Origin of the sequence: Egibacter rhizosphaerae, assembly GCF_004322855.1 — a bacterium.
Taxonomy (GTDB): domain Bacteria; phylum Actinomycetota; class Nitriliruptoria; order Euzebyales; family Egibacteraceae; genus Egibacter; species Egibacter rhizosphaerae.
Map to the genome: position 1 here is coordinate 1,150,479 of NZ_CP036402.1, position 21,419 is coordinate 1,171,897.

The window sequence follows — 21,419 nt, forward strand, 5'->3', positions numbered from 1 at the left end:
CGCCGCTCGCCCCGAACCCCGCAGGATCGGACCCGCAGGGGGTCGGGAATGCCTCCACCCTACACGCGAGTCTGGTCCGCCACCGCAGGCGCTGTCAACCGTCCGGGGAGCGCGCCCTCCGATCGACCGGGGTACCCCGACCGGGGGTGGTGACCCGGACAAGGTCCGACCGCAGTGTTGGGAATTCGCCGGGAAATCTTGCTCCGACGCTGTTCCCGACCAGCCGACTGGGGCAGAATCGGGATTGCAACCTCAAGGCACCATGCGCGGGGCGGGTTCCCGCCCCCTCCCCGCGCAGACGGTGCACCCCCCTCCCCCTCCGATTGCCATGGCGCTGGCGCCGGGCTAGCGTCCTCGCGCGCACGCCCCTCGCGCCCACGTACAAGGGAGGTCCTGTGAACGACATCGTGCGCGGAGCGGCGGTGAGCGACGAGGTCGGTACCGCGCTCGCGGACGGCCAGCCGGTGGTCGCACTCGAGAGCACGCTTCTGGTCCACGGCCTGCCGCGTCCCGACAACGAGCGGATCGCCCACGAGTTGGCCGACGAGGTCCGAGCGGGCGGTGCGGTCCCGGCGACGATCGCGGTCCTCGGGGGGACGCTGCGCGTCGGCCTGACCGACAGCGAACTCGCCCACCTGGCTCGCTCCGAGGCGGTCAAGGCGTCGGTGCGGGAGCTGCCGCTCGCCGTCGCGGGCGGGATGGATGCGGCCACCACCGTCGGCAGCACCGCCCACGTCGCCGCGCGCGCGGGCATCGACGCCTTCGCCACGGGAGGGCTCGGCGGAGTCCATCGGGAGGCGAGGGACACCTGGGACGAGTCCGGCGACCTCGTCGCCCTCTCGCGCGCGGGCACCGTGGTCGTCTGCGCGGGGGTGAAGTCGATCCTCGACGTCGGAGCCACGCTCGAGCGACTGGAGACCTTCGGCGTGCCGGTCGTCGGCTATCGCACCCATTCCTTCCCCGGCTTCTACCTCACCGACTCCGGCCACGAGCTCGACTGGCGGCTGGACACGCCGGACGCGATCGCGCGGGCGCGGCAGACGCAGGCCCTGCTCGACCTCGGCAGCCGCGCGCTGGTCGTCGCGCAGCCCTTGCCGCAGGACGAGCAGGTCGACCCCGTGCTGCACGATCAGGTCCTCGCGGACGCGCTCGCCGAGCTGCGTGATCGCGGAGTCCACGGCAAGGACGTCACGCCGTTCCTGCTCGAGCGGTTCCACGAGGCCACGGGCGGCGAGAGCCTGCGAGCGAACGTCGCGATCGTGCGGCGGAATGCCCGCCTGGCCGGGGAGATCGCCGCCGCGGCGAGTGCCCTGGCGCGCGGCTGAGCACCCGGCCATGACGACGGTCGGGGCATCGGACCCGTCGCACGGCGTCGGGGGGCCACGCGTGATCGTCGTCGGCGACGTCGTCACCGACGTGCTGGCACAGCTCGCCGAGCCGATCGCGACCGGCAGCGACGCGAGCGCCACGATCCGCTCGGCCGGCGGTGGCGCCGCCGCCAACGTCGCGGCCTGGCTGGCCGTGGCGGGAGCCGACCCGGTCCTCGTGGCCCGAGTCGGCAACGACGAGGCCGGGGAGGCGCGGAGGCGTTCGCTCGAGCAACTGGGGGTGACGTGCGCCTTCGCGACGGACCCGGATCACCCCACCGGAACGATCGTCGTCCTGGTCGAACCCGGCGGGGAGCGCAGCATGCTGGCCGACCGCGGGGCGAACCTGCACCTGGCTCCCGCGGACGTGGGGTCCGCCGACATCGCCTCCGCGGCTCACCTCCACCTCTCGGGTTACGCGCTCCTCGCCGAGGGGCCCCGAGCGGCGGGCCTGGCAGCGCTACGCGAGGCCCGCGACGCGGGAGTCCCGACCTCGGTCGATCCCGCGTCCGCCACGCCGTTACGTCATCTCGGGCCCGGGCGGTTCCTCGATTGGACCGAGGGCTGCGATCTCTGCCTTCCCAACCTCGACGAGCTCGAGGCCCTGAGCGGGACTCGGGACCCGGTCGACGGGGCCCGCGCGCTCACGGAGGTCTACCGCCAGGTGGTCGTGACCCTCGGCGGCGGGGGCGCGCACTGGACCGACGGGCAACGGTCCCGGCGGATCGAGGCCCAGCCCTCCGAGGCCGTCGACACGACCGGTGCCGGCGACGCCTTCGCCGCCGGATTGATCGCGGCACGGTTGAGCGGGAGGCCGGACGACCCCGGTGACGACGGGCTCGACGCGGCGGTGCGCCTGGCTGCGCGTGCCGTGAGCCGGCCCGGGGCCCAGCCTCCGGGGCGTCGCGGTCCGTAGCGACCTCCGATCGCTACTGGACGAGGCCGTGACGCATCGCGATCACGACCGCTTGCACACGGTCCTGCGCGCGGAGCTTCTGATAGATCCGGGACAGGTGGGACTTGACGGTCTCGTCACCCAGCCCGAGCTCGCTCGCGATCTCGCGGGTGGAGCTGCCCTTGGCGAGTTCCTCGAGCACTTCCTGCTCCCGTTCCGACAGCGGCGTGATCCCCGAGTGCGAGGAGATCGGCCCGACCCGGTCGAGGAAGGGTCGAGTGACGTCCGGGTGCAGGAAACCCTTGCCGGCCGCGACCGCGCGGACCGCCTGCACGAGCTCCTGCCGCCGCACGTTCTTGGGGAGGTAACCGGCCACACCGGCCGCCACGGCGCGCGTGACGGTGTCGTGATCGGTGAACATCGTGAGCGCCATCGCGCGCGTCGGGGTGTTCTCGCGGTTGAGCGTTCGCACGGCGGTCAGCCCGTCCATGCCCACGAGGTTGATGTCCACCAGCGCGACATCGGGCTGGTGGGTGCGCACCGCCGAGACGAGGTCCTCGCCCGAGTCGACGATGCTCAGCACGTCGAGGTCCTCCTCGAAGGACAACATCGTCGCGATCCCGTCGGCAACGACGCCGTGGTCCTCGGCGATCACGACCCGGATCACCGCGGGCGTCGAGTCGCCGGTCTCGTCGTCCTGGACGGCGGGGCCGAACGCACTGCTCACAGGGGGACCTCCAAACGGACGTGCGTCCCCCGACCAGGGGCGCTGCTGACATCGAAGCGACCGCGCGCCAGCTCCACCCGTTGGGTCATGAGCTGGAGTCCGTGCCGCGCATCATCTACGTCCTCGGGAGCGAAGCCAACACCATCGTCGAGCACATCGACGATAATACGGTCAGCATCCGCATCAATGCGGATCGTCGCATGCTCGGCCTGCGCGTGCCGGGCGATGTTCGCGAGGCATCCCCGGACCGTTTCGAGCGCAAGGATCTCGACCGCGAGCGGCAAGGGCGGGAGCGGATCCGGCGCGTCGAGGCGGGTCGTGACGCCCTCCCCCAGTTCCAGCTCCTTGAGCAGCCGCTCCATGCTCGGTCGCAGGTCCCCGGGGGTCAGCACCTGCTTGCGGAGGACCTCGAGGACCTCCCGGAGCTGCGTGATGCCCGAGCGGACCGCCGAACCGGTCGCGTCGACCAGCTCGGCCGCTCGCTGGGGATCGGGCGTCTCGAGGATCGTGCGAACGTTGTCGGCCTGCATCTCGGCCGCTGCGAGGTAGGGCAGCACCTCGTCGTGGATCGACAAGGCGATTCGGCTCCGCTCGGACTGACCTTCCTCGAGGATCTGCTCGGAGAGGCGCCGACGAGCCTTCTCCATCTCGGCCAGCTCCTCCTCGAGCTCGAGGCGCTGCAGGGAGAGGCCGGCCAGACCTGCGGCGGCCTCGACCATCGCGGTGGACTTCTCCGAGAGATCGTGGGGGATGCCGATGGCTGCCGGCTCGCACTCGGGGATCTTGAGGACGTCGAGGTGCTCGGCCACGTTCCCGTCCCGGCGCACCTCGATGGAGTCCGTCGCCAGCGCGTGGTTCAGGCCCGCACTCGCCTCTCGGATCACCTCGTCCGGCGTGCGAGCAGTCAACAGCTGGCGACTCAGTTCGTTGAGGGTCTCCAGCTCGCGAACCCGATCGGCGAGCTCTTCTGCGCGGTCCTCGCTCTCGCGTGCGGCGCGAAGGGCGTCGTAGCCCAACCACAGCGGAACACTCAGGAGCAAGACAGCGAGTACGCCAACCTGCTCATAGGCAAGAACGATCAGGGCCGAGAGCAGAGAGGCGACCGCGAAGTTCGTGAAGAATCGAGGGAACGGTGAGGCGGCATCACGTGCCGCATCCGAGGGTGTCAGCCGCCGAAGAAGGGCCAAGGCGAGGGCAACGAGCGCCGTGTTCACGGAGTTGTAGGTGATCGTCCCCGCCACGACCCCGCCCGCGAGACTCAGCACCGGAGTCGCGAACCACGACTGGACGAAGCTCACGACCAGCGCAGTGATGCCCAGACTCAGGCCGACCTGCGCACGGTTGTACAGGATCATCCAGGAGGACGGCCGTTCCTTGAACTCGCGCTGATTGGTGAAACCGAGAAACCCGACCAGCGCGGCGACGAACGGGGGAAGCAACACGGCGCCGGCGATCGCCACCGGCGCACCGAGGCTGACATCGACACCGGACCGGGGAAGCATCGGGATGCGAAGCAAGTTCGCGGCCGCGACGAAGACCGTCCAGAAGACGGCTTGCCAGACCACTCCGGGCTCGGCACGGAGGGTCTCCACCGCCAGCGGGACAGCTCCGACCAGCGATGCCGCCATGATCGCCACGAACACCTTGAAGCCTGCCGTGGTCGCTGCTGGCGGCGACCCGTTCCTGCCTTGGGGTGTTCTGGGCCTAGTTCGGCGGAGCGACATAGCTCCAGTGTCCGACTTGTGCTGGGGTGTCAGTGTCGAATGACCTGATGACCTGCGAGAAGGGCCGGCCCCCAAGGGCCGGCCCGATTCACCTGCATCCCACGGATGTGGGGACTGTAGCTACCAGACAGACTTCGTTGCTGCGCCGGACGCCATCAGGGCGCCGAGAGCGGTGAGGATCATGACTACGCGCGGTGGGAGCTTCTTCACTGGGAGCAACCTCCATGAGTCCAATATGAAAGGGCTTCGGCGCACGCCACAACCGGGGGCTGTGGTGGGGCTGTTGCGCACCGCTGCTGGAGGCCTCCAAGCACTGAGAGTTATACCAAGCGGACTAGTCTTCCGAAAGACGGCCCGCTCAGGAGTCGCGCAATCTATGTCACTCAGGGCAATCCGACCTGCTGCTTAGTCACAACGGACTAGTTCGTCTGGGGGAACCTTCTCGCGCCACCCCCGCCCGCCTCCGTCAGCGGAGGAGGTGACTCTCGAGATCGTCCACGCGGCCGGCACCGGCTGCCCATGCCGCGACTTGAAGCTGTCGAGCGATGACACCGACCGCACGGTCGGCCGCCTCGGGACCCTCAACCGCAGCCGAGAGCAGCCCGCGAGCCACGCCGACGAGGTCCGCCCCGAGGCACAGGGCCTTGAGTGCGTCGACACCATCACGGACACCACCCGAGGCGATGAGATATACGGTCCGTAATCTTCTCGGTCCGAGGATCTCGTGCGCTACACGCACGGATTCGGTGGTCGGCCAGCCCCAGTCGGTGAAGGCGGCCGCGACCGCACCGGCCTCGTCCTCCCTCTGCCCTTCGATGCGGGCCCAGTTCGTGCCGCCCGCCCCCGCGACATCGATCCCCGCGACGCCGCTTCCCGCGAGGAGCTCGATGTCCTCGGGAGCGAGACCGAAGCCGACCTCCTTCACCACCACGGGAACGGACAGCTCCCTGGCCAGGCCGTCGATGCGTGCGGTGAGCCCGCTGAAACCCGTGTCCCCACCGGGCTGCACGGCCTCCTGGAGCGGATTCAGGTGGATCACGAGCGCGTCTGCCGCGCACCGGCTCACCAGCCACTCGCACGCGTCCGGACCGTACTCGGCGAGCTGCGCCGCACCGAGGTTCGCGAGGATCGGGACGTCGGGCGCCGCCTCCCGCACCATGAAGCCCTCGTCACGCGCGTGATCCTCGAGCAGCACTCGGCCGGACCCGAGCCCCACCGCCACCCCGTGCCGCTGTGCCGCCACCGCCAAGGCGCGGTTCACGGGGCCGGCCTCGGTCGTGCCGCCCGTCATGCAGGAGATCAGCAGCGGCCAGGTCAGGTGGTGGCCCCAGAGCTCGGTCGAGAGGTCGACCTCGTCGAGATCGCGTTCGGGCAGGGCGCGGGCACGTACCCGCAACTGCTCGAAACCCGTCGTGAGACCCACGAACCCCGCGTGGTCGCCCAGGGCGATCCGCAAGTGATCGGCCTTGCGGGCCGTGTTGTCTTCTCCGGGCTCGTTGGGGGGTTCTCCGGGCTCGTTGGGGGGTTCGGCTGCCGCACCCGGGACGTCACTCATACGCCCGCACCCTACGCGCGACGCTCACTCGGGGAGGGACCCATTCACACGACCGAGCCCGCGGGGTGGCCACCCGGCGGGATCCGTCCGTCAGCCCCAGCCTTGTGCGGTCAGCTGGATCCGGCGGGGGCGGGACTGGTCGAGCTCGATGAACATGATTCGCTGCCAGCGGCCGAGGGCCAGCGCGCCCGCGACGATCGGTACGTGCTCGGACGACGAGCCCAGCAGCATCTGCTTGATGTGGGCATGGCCGTTGATCGGCTCTTCCTCGACCGTGGTCGCTACCGTCGCCGGATCCCGCACCGAGAAGTCATCGTGCCGGTAGTAGGCGTCCCGCGGGATCAGCCCCTCCATGAAGTGGCGCAGATCCTCGAGGAAGCAGTCCTCGCGCTCGTTGATCTTCACGGCACACGTCGTGTGCGGACTGAAGACGGTGAGGGTCCCCTCCTGCATCTGACTCGCCCGGATCAGCTCGACGCACTGGTCGGTCACATCCACGACGTGGAAACTGTGGGCCGTCGTCAGTTCGAGGACCTGCCGTGCGAGGACCGGGGTTCGTCCTGCCAGCGACGTCGCCTCGGCCGCGGCACTCGGAACGGTTGCCGGCGAGCCGTCGGCGAAGGCGCCCGCCTGGCTCGGGGCCGAGGGGGCCGAACCGTTCCCGTTCATCGAAGCCTCGTCCTCGAACATTAGTGAGCGGAGAATAGCACACTCACGATTGTGCACCTCGTTCGGTTCGGTCACCGCGGCGCCGCGGACGAGTGGGGAGAACGCGCTCGCGCAACGCGAGGCCGATCTTACGGGGCGCCGGGACGCTTGCTCGGACGGCGAAGACGTCCCAGTCGGCGGTCTCGAGATCGTCCAGGATCCCCGCGTACAACCGGTGGGCGATGCGGATCGCCGTGCGGCTGCGCGGAGGGAGCATCGCCCAGCCCTCCTCGGCCCGGGCGTACAGCTCGCGGGTGCGCGCCGCCTCGAAGGCCACGAGCCGCTGCAGGTCGGGGGTGGTCCGTCGCTGGCTGAGCGTTTCCTCGTCGACGCCGAACCGGTCGAGGTCCTCCAGCGGCAGGTAGATCCGGCCGCGTTCCCAGTCCTCCGCGACGTCGCGCAGGAAGTTGGTGAGCTGGAACGCGACGCCGAGATCCATCGCTCGTGCCCGAACCCGAGGGTGCGGGTAGTGGGAGGGCGGCTGGCCGAGGATCGGAAGCATCATCGAGCCGATGACCGCCGCGGACCCATGCATGTACTCGGCCAGGTCGGCGTACGTCGGGTAGCGCGTCACGGTGAGGTCCATCGCCATGGAGTGCAGGAACGCCCTGAGCTCGTCACGCTCGATGCCGAGGGTGCGCACCGTGTGGACGACCGCCTTGAGGATCGGGTCGTGGCTGTCGCCGGCGTCGAGATCGGCGAGGACGGTCTCGCCCCACCGCTCGAGCGCCACCCGCCGCTCCTCGGGCGTCCACGACAGTTGCAGGTGGTCAACGAGGTCGTCGGCGTACCGCGCGAACCCGTACAGCGCATGCACGTGGGGGCGTTGCGCCGGAGCGAGGAAGCGGGTCGCGAAGAAGTAGGTGCGTCCGTGCGCAGCGTTCAGCTGCCGACACATCGCATAGCTGGTCGCCAGATCGACCCGCTCACCCACCCCACTGCCGCGTCGGGCGAGCGCTCGCTCGACCAACGCCACGGAGGGGGGCGGGTGGACATAGCCCCCGGCCGCATCCGTTCCGGCGCCGGCGCCCGGCCGGAGGCGGACCTCGGGCGGTGGACCCACCCCCCGCCGCGTCGACACGACGTCCATGCTCGGCCGACCGCTGCTCACGGCGCGTCCCTCCGAAAGCGCCCGCTCGAGAACCCCAACTGTTCGCGGGCTCGTTCGGCCGCCAGCCGACCGGACACGAGAACCATCGGCACCCCGACGCCCGGCGTCGTACTCGAGCCCGTGAACACCACCCCGGCGACGTGGGAGGCCAGGTTGCGCGGACGGAACGGCCCCGTCTGGCCGAACCGATGGCTGACGGCGAACGGCGTGCCGGCGGCCATGCCCTGCCGCGCCCAATCCGCCGGCGTGACGACCGCGCTGGTCACCGTCGCCTCGGCGGCCGGTCCGTAGCCGGCCTCGGCGATGAGCCGTTGGGCGCGTGTGACCTCCCGCGGCGCCTGCGCGTCCCAATCGATCGCATCGCCCTGCAGGTTCGGGCAGGGCATCAGCCAGAACCCCACTTCCCCGCCGCCAGGCGCGAGACCGGGATCGGAAACGGTCGGGACGGACAGGAACCACGACGGGTCGCGCTGCAGATGGCCCGCGAGAATGTCGTCGAACGACGCCCGGTAGTCCTCCGCGAAGTGGATGTTGTGATGAGCGGCACCGGCCAGGCCGCGATCGAGCCCGAGGTGCACCACGACACACGAGGGGGAGTACTCGAGCCGTCCGAGTCGGGCTGGACGCACGTGCGCGGGCAGCAGTTCGCGATAGGCGGTCGGCAGGTCCGCGTTGAGCACGACCACGTCGGCGGGCAGTTGGTCCCCGTCGTCGGTCACGACCCCGCGGGCCCGATCCCCGCGCACATCGACGCGCTCGACCTCGGTCGACAGGCGCACGTCCACCCCCACGCGCTCGGCGAGGTCCCCGAGCGCCCGGCTCATCGCGAAGACCCCTCCCCTGGCCGCGTAGACGCCCGCGATCGTGTCCATGTAGGCGATCACCGCGTAGATGCCCAGTGCCTGGTACGGGCTCATCCCGGCGTACATCGCCTGGAACGTGAACAGCCGCCGCAGGCGCCAGTCGTCGACCAGGCTCGCCACCAGCGGATAGACGCGACGGAATCCGCCGAGGCCCAGCAAGCGCGCCATAGCTGCCGGGCGGGCCAGGCTCAGGGGACCGGAGAAGTTGCGGTCGATGAAGGTCGCGTACTCCACCTCGTACAACGCCCGCAAGCGGTCGGCCAGCCGCCGGAAGCGCACCGCCTCATCCGGCCCGATGGTGTCCCGGACCTCCTCGGTCATGGCCTCCACCGACCCACGTACGCGCAGCACCGATCCGTCGTGGAAGACGGCTCTATAGGCGGGATCGAGACACTCGACCGCGACGTGATCGGCGATGTCCTCACCTGCGAGCGCGAACAGTTCCGCGAACAGGTGCGGCATCGTGAGGACGCTGGGACCCGTGTCGAACGCGAAGCCCTCCTGCTCGAGACGGCCGGCGCGACCGCCGAGATGGTCGTCGCGTTCGACCAGCGTGACCCGCACCCCGCTGACGGCGAGGCGGATCGCGGTCGCGAGTCCGCCGAACCCCGCTCCCACGACCACCACGCGACCCCGAGCGTTCGAGGCCGTCGCACGCGCGCGGTCATCGGCCTTCGAGGGGACCTGCCCGGCCAGGGTCATTCGATCCTCGCGACCGCACGGTCGGCCAGCTCGACCAGCGCGGCCCGCGCGGGTTCCGGGAGCGCTTGCGCGGCCTCGTGTGCGCGCTCGTGTTGGGCGGACAGCAAACGCTCCACCGAGCGGAGGGCCCCGGAGTCGACGACGATCTGGCGTGCACGGTCGGCGTCGTCCTCGCCCAGGTGGTCCTGGCCGAGCGTGGCCTCGAGGGTCGCTCGGTCGGCCTCCCCGGCGAAGGCCAACGCGCGCAAGACGAGCAGCGTCCGCTTGCCCTCGCGTAGATCCTCCGTCGCGCCCTTGCCCGTCTCCGCGGGATCGCCGAAGAGCCCGAGCACGTCGTCCCGCAGCTGGAAGGCCAGACCCACCGCATCCCCGTACGAGGTGAGAACGTCGTCGATGGCGGACCCCTCCTCGCCGAGCGCCGCTCCGAGCTGCAGGGGACGCGTCACGGTGTAGCGGCCGGACTTCAGGAGCGCCACTCGGCGCGCGCGCTCCTCGTCCGCTCCACGGTCGCCGGCGAGCCGCAGGTCGAGGTACTGCCCGGCCATCACCTCGACCCGCAGTTGGGTGAACACTCGCCGGGCGCGCTCGAGCGCGTCGACCGGCACCGCGGCCTCATCGAGGAGGCGGTCGGCCCAGACGAAGGCGAGGTCGCCCGCCAGGATCGCTCCCCCGACACCGAACCACGCGGGGTCCCCGGCAAGACCCTCGTCGGCGTGGGCCGTCGTCAGCGCGCTGTGCACTGCCGGGCGGCCCCGCCGTTCGTCCGACCGGTCCATCACATCGTCGTGGATGAGCGCGAACGTGTGCAGCAGCTCGACGGCTCCGGCCGGGTGGAGCACGGCGTGATCGTGGTCAGCACCCGTGGCCCGGTGACCCCAGTAGACGAACGCGGGACGGAGCCGTTTACCGCCCGCCGCGACGAGCCCTGCGATCTCACGTCCCACGGTGGCCAGCGCCGGGTCGAGCTCGACGAGCTCGTCGACCTGCGTGTCGAGGAAGTCGGAGAGCAGGCGATCGATCGGGCCGGACACCGGCGCGAAAGGGTCCACGGAAGGCGTGTCCACGGTCGACCGGGAGGCGTGAGCCGACGGTCGTGCTGAACGCCCTCGGCTCACGGGATCCTCGTCGGGAACGGCACGAGACCGCGCCACATCGAGCTCGTCTCGTGTGGAAGGCCGCATGCACTCCTCGGTCGTCGATCGGGCCGTCCGGCGTTCCACCAGCGTGCACTCCGACGCTGATTCACCCCGGATGCCATAACCATCCCCGCCGACGAATACGGACTAACGTGAGCCTCAGCACCACTGGAGTGTCCGCGGCCCGACGTCGCGCGGTCTGCCCTCGTCATGCCCGCGAACCGGAACAACCACCTCACTTCAGTTCGCGAGCCGATCGCGCAGCAACTCGTTCACCCGCTGCGGGTTCGCCTGGCCCTGGCTCGCCTTCATCACCGCTCCGACGAGGGCTCCGATCGCCTTGTCGTTGCCCCCTCGGACCTTCTCCGCCGCCTCGGGTTGGCTCGCGATCGCCTCGTCCACCAGCCGCTCGAGCTCGCCCTCGTCGCTCACCTGCTCGAGGCCGCGCGCCTGCGCCACTTCGCGCGGGGACCCCTCCCCGGCCAACACCCCGTCGAGTGCTGCCCGTGCGAGCTTGGTCGACAGGGTCCCCTCCTCGACCATCGCGAGCAGCTCGGCGAGCGCGGAGCCCTCGATGGGGGCGTCGGCCGGTTCGATGCCCTGGTCGTGGCACCAGGAGGTGATCTCGTTCGCCAGCCACTTCGCCGCCGTGGGCGCGTCCGCTCCGGCGGCCGAGGCGTCGTCGAGCACCGAGGCCAGCCCGCTGCCGACGAGCGTGCGGGCCTGCTCCGCCTCGATCCCGAGGTCGTCGACCAGGCGCCGGCGCTGCGCCGCCGGGAGCTCGGGCAGCCCCACCCGCAGCTCCTCGATCCGGGCCGCGTCGGGCTCCACCGGCACGAGGTCGGGATCCGGGAAGTAGCGGTAGTCGAACACCTCCTCCTTGGCGCGCAGCGTGCTCGTCGCGCCCGCGTCCTCGTCCCAGTGCCGGGTCTCCTGCACGACCGGGTCACCGGCCTCGAGCCGCTCGGTGTGCCGCCGGATCTCGTAGTCGACCGCTCGCTGGAGGCTGCGCAGCGAGTTCATGTTCTTGATCTCGACCCGCGTGCCGTACGCCTGCGTGTCCCGTGGGCGCAGAGACACGTTCGCGTCGCAGCGCATCGACCCTTCCTCGAGCTTCGCGTCGCTGATCCCCAGGGCGAGCACGATCGCGCGGAGCTCGGCGAGGTAGGCGCGGGCCTGCGCCGCCGAGCGGATGTCGGGCTCGCTCACGATCTCGAGCAGCGGGATGCCGGCGCGGTTGTAGTCGATGAGCGAGTGGTCGCTGCCGGCGATCCGCCCGGTCCCGCCGACGTGCAGCGACTTGCCGGTGTCCTCCTCCATGTGCACACGCGTGATCCCGACCGTCGTCGGCTCGCCGTCGACGTCGACCTCCAGCCGCCCGTCCGAGCAGATCGGCACGTCGTACTGGCTGATCTGGTAGTTCTTCGGCATGTCGGGATAGAAGTAGTTCTTGCGGTGGAATCGGCTCGACGGGGCGACGTCGCAGTCGAGGGCGAGGCCGAGGCGGACGGCGGCCTCGATCGCGGCCCGGTTGGGGACCGGCAGGCTGCCCGGCAGGCCCAGGCACACCGGGCAGGTCCGACTGTTCGGCTCGCCGCCGAACTCGGTCGCGCACGCGCAGAACATCTTCGTCGCGGTGGCGAGCTCGACGTGCACCTCGAGTCCGATGACGGCCTCGTAGCGGGTGGTGACGTCGTCCGGGATCGTCGTCATCGGGTGGCTCCTCTTCGATTCGGACGCGTCAGGACGCCGCGACCGCGGCGTCGACGGCTGCCGGGGCGGCCTCGAAGCCCATGTCGGCCTCGAGGGCGGCCGCGGCCTGGAACAGCACCGGCTCGCCGAGGTGCGGCGCCATGATCTGCAGCCCCACGGGCAGCCCGTCGGCGTCGTGGCCCACCGGCAGCGACAGGGCGGGTGTCCCCGCCAGGTTGGAGGGCACCGCGAAGACGTCGTTGAGGTACATCGCCAGCGGATCGTCCACCTTGTCGCCGATCCCGAAGGCCGTGGACGGGGTCGCCGGGCTCACGAGCACGTCGCAGTCGGCGTACGCCGTGGCGAGGTCGCGCTGGACGAGGGTACGCACCTTCTGGGCCTGCAGGTAGTACGCGTCGTAGTAGCCAGCCGACAGCGCATATGTCCCGATCATGATGCGGCGCTTGACCTCGGGACCGAAGCCCTCCGCGCGGGTGCGCGCCATCATCTCCTCGGCGGTCGGGCCGTCGACGCGGAGCCCGTAGCGGACACCGTCGAAGCGCGACAGGTTCGAGGACGCCTCGCTGGGCGCGATCAGATAGTAGGCGGGCAGCGCCCGGTCGGCGTGCGGCAGCGCGACGTCGACGACCTCGGCACCCAGCGCCTCGAACCGCTCGATCGCCTCGGCGCAGCGTGCACGGACGCCGGCGTCGACCCCGTCCCCGTCGAGGAAGGACCGCACCACTCCGACGCGCAACCCGGCGACCCCCCGATCCAAGCGGTCGGCCACCGTCGGCGGGGCCTCGTGGATCGAGGTGGCGTCCCGGGGGTCGTGGCCGGCGATCGCCTCGTACAGCCGGGCGGCGTCGCCGACGGTGCGTGCCAGCGGGCCCACCTGATCGAGCGAGGAGCCGAACGCGACCAATCCGTAGCGGGAGACGAGGCCGTACGTCGGCTTCATCCCCACGATCCCGCAGAAGGCGGCGGGCTGCCGGATGGAGCCCCCGGTGTCGGTTCCGATCCCGAGGGTGGCCTGGAAGGCCCCCACGGCCGCGGCGCTTCCGCCCGAGGACCCCCCCGGGACCAGATCGAGACCCCAGGGATTGCGCGTGGGCCCGAAGGCGGAGTTCTCCGTGGACGAGCCCATCGCGAACTCGTCCATGTTCGTCTTGCCGAGCACGATCGCGTCCGCGGCGCGCAACCGCTCCACGACGGTCGCGTCGTACGGCGGCGTCCAGCCCTCGAGCATCCGCGACCCGCAGGTCGTCGGGGTCCCGCGCGTGGCCAGTATGTCCTTGAGCGCGAGCGGAACGCCCGCCAGCGGGCCGAGCGGTCGGCCCTCCTCGCGTCGCCGGTCGATGTCCACGGCGTGCGCGAGTGCGTCCTCACCCGTCACCCGCAGGAACGCTCCGAGCGCGCCGTCGGTGGCATCGATCCGGGCGAGGTGCGCGCGCGTCGCGGCCTCGGCGGTCTGCCTGCCGTCCGCGTACGCGGCCAGCAACGACGCGGCGTCCAGTCGGGTCGGGTCGCTCGAGGCCACCTACGCCTCCTCACCGTCGGGGGCCTCCCCCAGGATCCGGGGGACGCGGAAACGCTGTTGCTCGGCCCGGGGGGCCTGCGACAGGACGGCCTCCCGGTCGAGCGAGGGGCGGGGGTCGTCGGCCCGGTCGACGTTCACCAGCGGATACGGGTGGCTGGTCGGGGGCACGTCCTCCGCGGCGACCTCACCCACCTGTTCGGCGTACGCCAGGATGTCGGACAGCTGCCCGCGCAGCTGGTCCCGCTCGGATGTCGACAGCGCGACCCGCGCCAGTCGCGCGACGTGCTGCACTTCCTCGTCGGACAGCGCCACCAGGGTCCCTCCCGGGCATCGGAGTACGGGCGTGCGGATCGCCCCCGAGGGTAGTGCCCCGGCCATCGGCGAGGCGAGCCGGAGCCCCCCCGCAGCCGCGGCACGAGAGGTCGGTGCGCCTCGGTGCGGCCGCACGTTGCCGTGGGATCAACCGCCCGATGCGACCTCACCGGTCTCCAGCAGGCGACGGAACCCTGCCTCGTCGAGGGTCGGTACCCCGAGCTCGGCGGCCTTGTCGGCCTTGCTGCCGGGCTCGGCCCCGACCACGACCGCGGAGGTCCGTTTCGACACGCTCGAGGTGACCTTGCCGCCACGGTCGGTGACGGCTTCCTTCGCCTCGTCCCGCGTGAAACCCTCGAGCGAGCCGGTGATGACGACACTCACCCCGTCGAGCAGGTCACTGCGCTCGCCCGCCTCCGCGTCGGTGCGCACCCCTGCGGCGATCAGCTTGTCGGCGAGCTCGGCGTTGCGGGGGTTCTCGAACCACCGCCGCACCGCCTGCGCGATGATCGGCCCGACCCCGTCGACCGAGGCGATCGCCTCCTCGTCGGCCTCGCGCAGGGTCTCGAGGCTGCCGAAGGCGCGGGCCAGCAGCCGGGCAACGGTGCCGCCGACGTGCGGGATGTTGAGGCCGACGAGCAGCCGCTCGAGGGGCTGCTGCTTCGCGGCCTCGATGCCCGCGAGCAGGTTGTCGGCCTTCTTCTCGCCGAAGCCCTCGAGGTCGAGGAGCGCATCGCGGTCGAGGTGGAACGTGTCGGCCAGGTCCTTCACCAGGCCCGTGTCGAGCAGGAGCTTCGCGGTCTCGTAGCCCAGACCCTCGATGTCGAGCGCCCCGCGGGACGCGAAGTGGGCGAGCGACTCGAGTTGGCGGTTGGGGCAGTCGACGTTGGTGCAGTAGGTCGCCGCCTCGCCCTCGAGCCGCACGAGGTCGGAGCCGCAGAACGGGCACACCGAGGGCATCCGCCACGGACCCGCCTCCTCGACCTCGCGAGGTCGCTTCGACGCGACGTACCCGAGCACCTCGGGAATCACGTCGCCGGCCTTGCGGACCCGCACCGTGTCGCCGGGACGCACGTCCTTGGCGGCGGCCTGGTCCTCGTTGTGCAGTGTGGCCGTCCCGATGGTGGAGCCGGCCACGGTCACCGGCTCGAGCTGCGCGAAGGGGGTCACCTTCCCGGTCCGCCCGACATTGACCTCGATGTCGCGCAGCCGCGTCTCCTGCTCCTCGGGCGGGTACTTCCACGCGATCGCCCACCGCGGAGCGGCGCTCGTGGACCCGAGCTGACGCTGCTGGCCGTGGTCGTCGACCTTGATCACGACCCCGTCGATCTCGTACTCGGGATCGTGACGGTGCTCGCCCCAGTAGGCGATGAACTCGTTCACGCCCTCGGGGGAGTCGAACGTCCGGGTCTCGGCCGTCGTCGGCAGCCCCGCGTCGCGCAACAGCTCCAGGAACTGCGTGTGGCGCCGCACGTTCACGCCCTCCAGGGCGCCCATCCCGTGACAGACCATCGACAACGGCCGCGTCGCCGTGATCCGGGGATCCTTCTGCCGCAACGCCCCGCTCGCGGCGTTGCGGGGGTTCGCGAAGCGCGGCTCCCCCCGGGCCTCGCGATCGGCGTTCATCGTCTCGAACGCGTCGACCGGGTAGTAGACCTCGCCGCGCACCTCGAGCCGTGGGGGCGGCCGGTCGAGGTCCAGCCAGTCGGGCACCGCCTCGACCGTGCGTACGTTCGCGGTGATGTCCTCGCCGACCCGGCCGTCGCCGCGGGTCACGGCCTGGGCGAGGTGGCCGTCCAGGTAGACGAGGCTGCAGCCGACCCCGTCGATCTTGAGTTCGCAGACGTAGGTGGGGCGACGCCCGTCGAGGCCCTTCTCGACCCGCTCGAACCACGCGTCGAGCTCGTGCGCTTCGAACGCGTTGTCGAGCGACAGCATCGGCACCCGATGGGTGACCGGCTGGAACGCCGGGTCCGGCGGTGCCCCCACCTGCTTCGTCGGGCTGTTGGGGTCATCGAGCTCGGGGTGGGCGCGCTCGAGCTCGGTGAGCTCCCGGACGAGCGCGTCGAACTCGTCGTCGGAGACCTCGGGGTCGCTGAGGATGTAGTACCGGTACCGGTGGTACTCGATGCGCACCCGCAGGTCGGTCGCCCGGCGTCGTGTCTCCTCGTCGGCCATGTGCGGCAGTCTCACACGCCGGACACAGCTCGACCGTGAACCGTCCGGGAGCCGCTCGTCGCGCCAATCGCGGGCGCGGCGAGTCACCGCGCCACCCCTCGGGCGGGACCCCGGTGCGTCGCGAAGCGGACGCGACGTGCCGAGAGCGCGTTACGCTCCCTCTCATGGCATCGCCTGGCGGCACCGCGTCCGCGCGCCCGGCCACGGGCGTTTCCCGAGGGCGCGAGCCGCACACGAGTACCGACCGCGAGAGAGGCACCGCATGACACGCTCATCGCCTGCGACCCGGCGCGTCGTCCCGTTGGTCCTCGCCGGCGGGCTGCTCACGCTCTCGGCGTGCACCGCGCTCGCGCAGGACGAGATGGACGTCGACGTCCGGCTCGACGAGATCGCCGAGGACGTCGCCGAGCTCCGCGACCTGGAGCTCGACGAACCGCTCGAGGGCGAAGTGCTCGACGACGACGCGTTCGTCGAGGTCATGCGCGAGATCACCGAGGAGCGCGAGGGGACGAGCCAGGCCGGGGCCGCCAGCGAGGACGTCCTGATCTCCCTGCGCCACCTCGCACCGGACGAGCCGCTCCGGGAGGACGAGGAGGAGTGGATCGATGTCGTGGGCGGGGTGTACGCCCCCGAGCGGGAGACGTTCTACGTCCGCGACCCCGAGGGCGAGTTCACCGGGCTCGAGGAGGTCACGGCCGCTCATGAGATCCAGCACGCGCTCCAGGACCGCGCGGTCGGGCTCGACCGCCTGATCGAGTTCCAGCAGGGCCTCGACACGGAAGCCTTCCTCGGGCTCAACGCGGTGGTGGAGGGCGACGCGGTGGCCGTGCAGGAGGCGTGGTCGCAGGAGCACCAGGATCCGGATGACCGGGCCGAGTACCTGCGCGGAGGGCAAGAGCTCAGCGACGAGGAGCAACAGGCCCTCGAGGCGCTGCCGGGTTACGTGGCCGACCAGCTGCAGTTCACCTACGTCGAGGGCGCGGAGTTCGTCGACGCCCTCCGCGAGGAAGGGGGCTGGGAGGCCGTCGACGGGGCGCTCGCGGACCCGCCCGCCACCAGCGCCGAGATCTTCCACCCCGACCGCTACCTCGGGGGGTTCGAGCCGAGCGACGTGACGGTCGCGGGCGAGCCCGGCGACGGATGGGACGAGCAACTGCGCCTGCCCTTCGGGGCGTTCGACCAGTTCGTGCTGCTCGGCCACGCCGACCGCTTCCGGGCGGCCGGGACGACGAGCGCGTGGCGCGGCGGCGAGCTGGTGTCGTGGACCGACGGGGATCAGCAGGCGCTCGGCATCCGCGTGGCCGTCGACGAGGAGGACGAGGCCGCGGAGGACGTCTGCGAGCTCATGAGCGAGTGGTACGTCGCGGCCGCCGACGGGGGCCCCGTGGACCGGCCGGAGCGGGACGGGCGACTGCTCGAGGCCGGCGACGGCCGCGGGGACGTGCTGGCGGTGGCCTGTGACGGCGACGACGTCCGCGCGGGCCTCGGCCCCGATCCCGACACCGCGACGGGTATCGCCGAGCCGTAGGAGTCGCCCCGGCGCGTCGCCGGTCAGGACGGCAATGCGGGCGCGGGTAGCTCCGCGTGGGTGCCGGTGATGGTCGCGCCGCCGAGCACCTCGTCCCCCCGGTACAGCACCACGGCCTGACCTGGGGCCACCCCGTCGGGAACCTCGTCGGGGAAGCGGATCCGCAAACCACCGTCGGCGTCGAGCTCCGCGACGCACGCCAGCGGCTGGCCGCGATACCGGACCTGGGCGCCCAGCCGAGCCGATGCGAGCTCCGCGGGGCTCGGTGCCTCCCCCGCGACCCAGGAGACCTGCTCGGCGTCGATCACCGGCGCGGCGAGGTGCTCACGCGGGCCCACGTGGACGGTGTCCCCGTCGATCGCGGTGACGTAGTGGGGCTCGCCCAGCCCCGAGATCCCGAGGCCCCGCCGCTGACCGATCGTGAAGCGGTACGCCCCGTCGTGTCGGCCCAGCTCGGTGCCGTCGGGCCCGATGATCGGTCCCGAGCGGTCGCCCAGCCGGGGGCGGAGGAACCCCGCGAGGTCACCCGACGGGATGAAGCAGATGTCGTGGCTGTCGGGCTTGGAGGCCGTCACGAGGCCTCGCTCGGCCGCCATCGCGCGCAGATCGTCCTTCGTGTGCTCGCCGGCCGGCCAGAACGTGCGCCCGAGCTGGGCCTGCGTCGCCATGTAGAGGACGTAGGTCTGGTCCTTGCCCCGGTCCGCGGCGCGGCGCACCACGTAGCGGCCACCCTCGTGACGCAAGCGCACGTGGTGGCCGGTCGCGAGCGCGTCGAACCCGACGGCGGTGGCCCGCTCGAGCAGCGCGGTGTACTTCACCCGCTCGTTGCAGCGGATGCACGGGTTCGGCGTGCGACCGGAGGCGTACTCGGCGACGAAGTCCTCGACGACGCGCTCCTGGAACGCCGCCGACAGATCCCACACGTAGAAGTCGATGCCGAGCAGGTCCGCCACGCGCCGGGCGTCCCGCGCGTCGTCGAGCGTGCAGCAGCCCTTGCCGGGCAGCCCCGAGGGGGTGTCGGCCAGCTTGAGGTGCACGCCGGTCACGTTGTGGCCGGCGTCCTGGAGCAGTGCGGCGGTCATCGACGAGTCGACGCCACCGCTCATCGCCACGAGCACGCGCATGCCGCCCACGGTATCGGGCACCGCGGTCCCTCGACTCCCCCGGCGGGGCGGCCAACGTCCGGCACGAGTGCGACCATGGGGGTCGATGAAACCATTGGAGACGCCCCAGGAGACCTTCTACGAGCGGGTCGGAGGCGAGCCGACGTTCCGCGCGATCGTCGACCGCTTCTACGCGGGCGTGCCCGACGACCCGGTCCTCGCCCCGCTTTATCCCTCCGACGACCTCGAGGGTGCGCGGGAGCGGCTCACGCTGTTCCTGATGCAGTACTGGGGCGGGCCACGGACCTACGACGAATGGCGCGGGCATCCCAGGCTGCGTATGCGGCACGCCCCGTTCGCGATCGGGGAGGCCGAGCGCGACGCCTGGCTCGCCCGCATGCGCGCCGCCATGGACGAGGTGGGCCTCGACCCCGAGCACGACGCGGTGTTGTGGGAGTACCTCACGATGGCCGCGGAGGCGATGCGAAACCGCTGACCCGCTGGACGGTCCGGCCGACCTCCGGTGGCTCGGTCCACCGTGGCCCCGGCCTCGTTGCAAGCGCCGAATCACGGTGAGGACACCGTAGAACACGACCCGGCCCGCTCACGAGCGGGCGGTGTCAGACGTAGCCCCCGCCGCCGCCGCGGAGCCGCTCGATCGCGTCACGAGTGCGCGTGAGCGCGGCCTCCACGTCGTCGCTTGTGGTGGTGGCCCCGGCGGTGAGGCGCACGTGGGCCGCGTCCGCGCGGGCGCCGATGGCCTCGAGCACGTGGCTGGCGGCGGCCGCACCGGACTGGCACGCGGAGCCCGCCGACACCGCGACGCCGGCCTGATCCAGCGCGAAGAGGAGCGCCTCGCCGTCACAGCCCTCGACGGCCACGTTCGCGTTGTGGGGCAGCCGGCGGTCGGGGCAGCCGTTGAGCGTCACGCCGTCGAGGCTCGTCAACCCCTCCCGCAGGCGTCGGCCGAGGCTCGCGAGGCGTGGGACCTCGTCGTCCATCCGCTTGCCCGCCGCCGCGGTGGCCGCGCCGCAGCCCACGATCCCCGCGACGTTGAGCGTGCCCGAGCGCACGCCGCGTTCCTGGCCACCGCCGAGCAGCACCGGGTCCGCCGGCACGTCGCGGCGCAGCACGAGCACGCCGACGCCCTGAGGACCCCCGAACTTGTGGGCGCTCAGGCTCAGCGCGGCCAACCCCCATCCCTCGACATCGAGGGGCATCCGCCCGAAGGCCTGGACCGCGTCGGTGTGCAGGGGGACGCCCCGCTCGGCGAGGGCGGGTCCGAGCGTCTCGAGCGGCTGAATCGTCCCGAGCTCGTTATTCGCGGCCATGACCGACACGAGGACGGTGTCCCCGCGCACGTGAGCGAGGAGCCGATCGGGGTCGACGACGCCGTCGGGCTCGGGCGCCACCACGTCGAGGTCGAAGCCCTCGCGCTGGGCGAGCCAGCGAGCGGGGTCGAGCACCGCGTGGTGCTCGATCGCCGTGGTCACCAGGTGCGCGCCGCGTCCGGCGTGGCGCGCGGCCCGGGCGATCCCCAGCACGGCCTGGTTGTCGGCCTCGGTGCCGCCGGAGGTGAACAGGACGTCGAGGGCTGGGACGCCCAACGCCCCCGCCACCCGGTCGCGGGCGGCCTCGACCGCCGCGCGGGCCTGCCGTCCGACCCCGTGCGTCGACGAGGCGTTCGCCGCGTGACCGGCGGGACCCTCCACCAGGTGGGGGCGCATCGCGTCGAGCGCCTCGGACGAGAGCGGGGTCGTGGCGGCGTGGTCGAGATAGATCACGAGCTGATCCTCGAGTCGAGGTCGGTGCGGTAGCCGAGCAGCTTCACCGTGCGCTCGGGTTCCCAGTCGAGCTCGGGGGCGCGCTCGAACCCCAGCTTCTCGTACAGACGGTGCGCGGCGTGCATCCAGTCGGTGGTGTGCAGGACGAACCGCGCCCAACCCTCGTCGCGAGCGCGCGCGAGCGACCACCGCACGAGCGCCTCGGCGACGCCCCGGCGGCGGATCGCCGGGTCGACCGCGAGGAAGCGGATCCCGGCCGCGCGGGGATCGTCCCACTCGGCGAAGTGCCCCGGCCCCGGGATGTAGGTGACGGTCCCGAGCAAGGTTCCGCCCTCCTCGGCCACGATCACCTCGCAGGCCTCGGCGCGCGCGGCCACGTCACGGAGCACCCCGGCGTAGTCGCCGAGCGGCTCGCCGAGTGTCGCGTACGCCGCGACGGTCAGCTCACCGACGGCGTCGTGCTCGTTGGGGGCCACCGGGCGGATCCGCATCGC

18 protein-coding genes are annotated in these 21,419 nt (G+C 71.7%); 4 read left to right on the top strand and 14 right to left on the bottom strand.

Annotated elements, in window-relative coordinates:
• The first annotated feature begins 395 nt into the window (after nucleotides 1–395).
• Nucleotides 396–1,325, top strand: a complete 930-nt coding sequence (locus tag ER308_RS05410) for a pseudouridine-5'-phosphate glycosidase (protein ID WP_205745917.1) — start codon at nucleotides 396–398, stop codon at nucleotides 1,323–1,325.
• A gap of 10 nt (nucleotides 1,326–1,335) precedes the next feature.
• Nucleotides 1,336–2,283 carry a carbohydrate kinase family protein gene (locus ER308_RS05415; protein ID WP_131154034.1) on the top strand — a complete coding sequence of 316 codons (948 nt, stop codon included), beginning with the start codon at nucleotides 1,336–1,338 and terminating at the stop codon, nucleotides 2,281–2,283.
• A gap of 13 nt (nucleotides 2,284–2,296) precedes the next feature.
• Here ER308_RS05415 and ER308_RS05420 read toward each other — a convergent pair whose 3' ends face one another.
• The 11 genes from ER308_RS05420 to ligA form a co-directional block, all read right to left on the bottom strand.
• The gene (locus ER308_RS05420; RefSeq protein WP_131154035.1) at nucleotides 2,297–2,989 is read right to left on the bottom strand and encodes a response regulator transcription factor; all 693 of its coding nucleotides are present in this window, start codon (nucleotides 2,987–2,989) and stop codon (nucleotides 2,297–2,299) included.
• Complete coding sequence (locus tag ER308_RS05425; protein WP_240732069.1) at nucleotides 2,986–4,617, bottom strand: sensor histidine kinase; 1,632 nt, start codon at nucleotides 4,615–4,617, stop codon at nucleotides 2,986–2,988. Before ER308_RS05425 ends, ER308_RS05420 begins: the two co-directional genes overlap by 4 nt.
• Nucleotides 4,618–5,179: 562 nt before the next feature.
• Nucleotides 5,180–6,268, bottom strand: a complete 1,089-nt coding sequence (fni, locus tag ER308_RS05430) for a type 2 isopentenyl-diphosphate Delta-isomerase (protein ID WP_131154037.1) — start codon at nucleotides 6,266–6,268, stop codon at nucleotides 5,180–5,182.
• Between the two features lie 90 nt (nucleotides 6,269–6,358).
• Nucleotides 6,359–6,937 (bottom strand): secondary thiamine-phosphate synthase enzyme YjbQ, encoded by a 579-nt coding sequence (locus ER308_RS05435; RefSeq protein ID WP_165491840.1) that lies wholly within the window; start codon nucleotides 6,935–6,937, stop codon nucleotides 6,359–6,361.
• A 43-nt stretch (nucleotides 6,938–6,980) separates the two neighbouring features.
• Nucleotides 6,981–8,087, bottom strand: coding sequence for a phytoene/squalene synthase family protein (locus tag ER308_RS05440; RefSeq protein WP_205745918.1), 1,107 nt, complete (start codon nucleotides 8,085–8,087; stop codon nucleotides 6,981–6,983).
• The gene (locus ER308_RS05445) at nucleotides 8,084–9,652 is read right to left on the bottom strand and encodes a phytoene desaturase family protein (RefSeq protein WP_131154039.1); all 1,569 of its coding nucleotides are present in this window, start codon (nucleotides 9,650–9,652) and stop codon (nucleotides 8,084–8,086) included. Before ER308_RS05445 ends, ER308_RS05440 begins: the two co-directional genes overlap by 4 nt.
• Nucleotides 9,649–10,683: a polyprenyl synthetase family protein gene (locus tag ER308_RS05450; RefSeq protein WP_165491841.1), complete on the bottom strand. Its 1,035-nt coding sequence runs from the start codon at nucleotides 10,681–10,683 to the stop codon at nucleotides 9,649–9,651. The genes ER308_RS05445 and ER308_RS05450 overlap by 4 nt, the downstream gene beginning before the upstream one ends.
• 345 nt (nucleotides 10,684–11,028) lie before the next feature.
• Nucleotides 11,029–12,501 (bottom strand): Asp-tRNA(Asn)/Glu-tRNA(Gln) amidotransferase subunit GatB, encoded by a 1,473-nt coding sequence (gene gatB / locus ER308_RS05455; RefSeq protein ID WP_131154041.1) that lies wholly within the window; start codon nucleotides 12,499–12,501, stop codon nucleotides 11,029–11,031.
• A gap of 28 nt (nucleotides 12,502–12,529) precedes the next feature.
• Nucleotides 12,530–14,020, bottom strand: a complete 1,491-nt coding sequence (gene gatA, locus ER308_RS05460) for an Asp-tRNA(Asn)/Glu-tRNA(Gln) amidotransferase subunit GatA (protein WP_131154042.1) — start codon at nucleotides 14,018–14,020, stop codon at nucleotides 12,530–12,532.
• Nucleotides 14,021–14,335, bottom strand: a complete 315-nt coding sequence (gene gatC / locus ER308_RS05465; RefSeq protein WP_131156912.1) for an Asp-tRNA(Asn)/Glu-tRNA(Gln) amidotransferase subunit GatC — start codon at nucleotides 14,333–14,335, stop codon at nucleotides 14,021–14,023.
• Nucleotides 14,336–14,479: 144 nt separating this feature from the next.
• Nucleotides 14,480–16,510, bottom strand: a complete 2,031-nt coding sequence (gene ligA / locus ER308_RS05470; RefSeq protein ID WP_131154043.1) for an NAD-dependent DNA ligase LigA — start codon at nucleotides 16,508–16,510, stop codon at nucleotides 14,480–14,482.
• A gap of 262 nt (nucleotides 16,511–16,772) precedes the next feature.
• Here ligA and ER308_RS05475 point away from each other — a divergent pair, with 262 nt between their 5' ends.
• Nucleotides 16,773–18,038, top strand: a complete 1,266-nt coding sequence (locus ER308_RS05475) for a hypothetical protein (protein ID WP_131154044.1) — start codon at nucleotides 16,773–16,775, stop codon at nucleotides 18,036–18,038.
• Between the two features lie 23 nt (nucleotides 18,039–18,061).
• Here ER308_RS05475 and mnmA read toward each other — a convergent pair whose 3' ends face one another.
• Entirely contained in the window at nucleotides 18,062–19,162 is a 1,101-nt protein-coding gene (gene mnmA / locus ER308_RS05480) for a tRNA 2-thiouridine(34) synthase MnmA (protein WP_131154045.1), read from the bottom strand.
• A gap of 85 nt (nucleotides 19,163–19,247) precedes the next feature.
• Here mnmA and ER308_RS05485 point away from each other — a divergent pair, with 85 nt between their 5' ends.
• Nucleotides 19,248–19,637, top strand: a complete 390-nt coding sequence (locus tag ER308_RS05485; protein ID WP_131154046.1) for a globin — start codon at nucleotides 19,248–19,250, stop codon at nucleotides 19,635–19,637.
• A gap of 124 nt (nucleotides 19,638–19,761) precedes the next feature.
• Here the strand turns inward: ER308_RS05485 and ER308_RS05490 are convergent, their stop codons facing one another.
• Both ER308_RS05490 and ER308_RS05495 read right to left on the bottom strand, forming a co-directional pair.
• Nucleotides 19,762–20,925 (bottom strand): cysteine desulfurase family protein, encoded by a 1,164-nt coding sequence (locus ER308_RS05490; RefSeq protein ID WP_165491842.1) that lies wholly within the window; start codon nucleotides 20,923–20,925, stop codon nucleotides 19,762–19,764.
• Nucleotides 20,922–21,416, bottom strand: a complete 495-nt coding sequence (locus tag ER308_RS05495) for a GNAT family N-acetyltransferase (RefSeq protein ID WP_131154048.1) — start codon at nucleotides 21,414–21,416, stop codon at nucleotides 20,922–20,924. The genes ER308_RS05490 and ER308_RS05495 overlap by 4 nt, the downstream gene beginning before the upstream one ends.
• Between the last annotated feature and the right edge of the window lie 3 nt (nucleotides 21,417–21,419).

Bases quoted from the DNA above. Each gene is read 5' to 3' on its own strand.
- ER308_RS05415 (WP_131154034.1), top strand. From the start codon at position 1,336: ATGACGACGGTCGGGGCATCGGACCCGTCGCACGGCGTCGGGGGGCCA.
- ER308_RS05425 (WP_240732069.1), bottom strand. From the start codon at position 4,617: ATGGCGGCATCGCTGGTCGGAGCTGTCCCGCTGGCGGTGGAGACCCTC.
- fni (WP_131154037.1), bottom strand. From the start codon at position 6,268: ATGAGTGACGTCCCGGGTGCGGCAGCCGAACCCCCCAACGAGCCCGGA.
- ER308_RS05435 (WP_165491840.1), bottom strand. From the start codon at position 6,937: ATGAACGGGAACGGTTCGGCCCCCTCGGCCCCGAGCCAGGCGGGCGCC.
- ER308_RS05445 (WP_131154039.1), bottom strand. From the start codon at position 9,652: ATGACCCTGGCCGGGCAGGTCCCCTCGAAGGCCGATGACCGCGCGCGT.
- gatB (WP_131154041.1), bottom strand. From the start codon at position 12,501: ATGACGACGATCCCGGACGACGTCACCACCCGCTACGAGGCCGTCATC.
- ligA (WP_131154043.1), bottom strand. From the start codon at position 16,510: ATGGCCGACGAGGAGACACGACGCCGGGCGACCGACCTGCGGGTGCGC.
- ER308_RS05475 (WP_131154044.1), top strand. From the start codon at position 16,773: ATGACACGCTCATCGCCTGCGACCCGGCGCGTCGTCCCGTTGGTCCTC.
- mnmA (WP_131154045.1), bottom strand. From the start codon at position 19,162: ATGCGCGTGCTCGTGGCGATGAGCGGTGGCGTCGACTCGTCGATGACC.
- ER308_RS05485 (WP_131154046.1), top strand. From the start codon at position 19,248: ATGAAACCATTGGAGACGCCCCAGGAGACCTTCTACGAGCGGGTCGGA.
- ER308_RS05495 (WP_131154048.1), bottom strand. From the start codon at position 21,416: ATGCGGATCCGCCCGGTGGCCCCCAACGAGCACGACGCCGTCGGTGAG.